The organism is Bacillus sp. GMs2/2 (assembly GCF_050172095.1).
Lineage (GTDB): Bacteria > Bacillota > Bacilli > Bacillales > Bacillaceae_G > Bacillus_A > Bacillus_A cereus.
In genome coordinates this window covers 1-1,077 of record NZ_JBNLYE010000740.1, presented here as the reverse complement: position 1 = coordinate 1,077, position 1,077 = coordinate 1, and the positions used below count along the sequence as shown (strand labels likewise).

Sequence of the window (1,077 nt, the reverse complement as noted above, 5' to 3'; positions counted from 1 at the left end):
ATGAGCAACTCCATTTTGAATCATATGTTTTCGAAGTAATCCTTCTTCTTGAAATCCTGCTTTTATTAACAATTTTTGAGAAGCTTTATTTTCTACATATACAACCGCTGCGATTCTTATTAGTTGCAGCATTTCAAATCCGTAAGCTAAAATCGCTTGTAATGCTTCCGATGCATATCCTTGTCCCCAATATGTATCATCTAATTCATAACCAATTTCAGCTCGTTTATGATTATTATTAATTAAATGAAATCCGCACGTTCCGATTAATTGGCCCGTCCCTTTTTTCTCGATTCCCCAGCGAAATACACTGCCCTCTTCATAACGATTTTTAAACGTTTGAATCGTTGTTTTCGCTTGCTCAATATTTTCAAAAGAATCCATTCCGAAATAACGTATAACTGATTCTTTCGAAAAATATTGGAACATCGTTTCTGCATCTAATAGTGTAAGTTCTCTTAAGAGTAAACGTTCTGTTTCTAGTTTTGGAAATCCCATCTCTCTTTCTCCCTCTATTCTAATGAACTGCAAATTTCAATATAATTTCCATCTGGATCAGCAATGTAGGCAATTGTTTGTCCCCACGGTTTTACAATCGGTTCAACTAAAATCTTGATTCCTTGTTCTCTAAATTGCTCAATCGTTTCTTGTACATTCTCAACAACGAATCCTAATTCGAAATGAGAAGACTTTAATTCACCTTCCGTAAGCGGTAGTCCTGTTAATTCTTTCACATCTTGCCGCGTATTCATCGCTAAAATGGTAGTTCCAGTATTAAATTCAATATATGTACCGTGCTCTGCTTTTATAGGTAACTGTAAAATATCTTTATAGAATTTTAAACATTCCTCAAACTTTTCTACATATAAAATAATGTACTTCATTTTCAAATCCATTTTACATCCCCCTTTGTATCTATTCCTAAAATTTCGACAAAAGTCTCACAAAAACCTTGTTCCTTGTAGTAATGAGCAAAAAAAATGAGGCCGATTTCTCGGCCCCCCAGCTTATTGGCATAAAACAGGAGATTTGGTTTGGACATAACCAGTTCGTACTTTTATTATATTTTATTTTTTC

At 34.0% G+C, this 1,077-nt stretch carries 2 protein-coding genes; both read right to left on the bottom strand.

Features of this window, described 5'->3' with window-relative positions; translation table 11 throughout:
• The coding region (locus ACQGS6_RS29185; protein ID WP_426966085.1) for a GNAT family N-acetyltransferase at window positions 1–498 on the bottom strand (498 nt) is incomplete at its 3' end.
• Between the two features lie 14 nt (window positions 499–512).
• The gene (locus ACQGS6_RS29180; RefSeq protein ID WP_000364497.1) at window positions 513–896 is read right to left on the bottom strand and encodes a VOC family protein; all 384 of its coding nucleotides are present in this window, start codon (window positions 894–896) and stop codon (window positions 513–515) included.
• Between the last annotated feature and the right edge of the window lie 181 nt (window positions 897–1,077).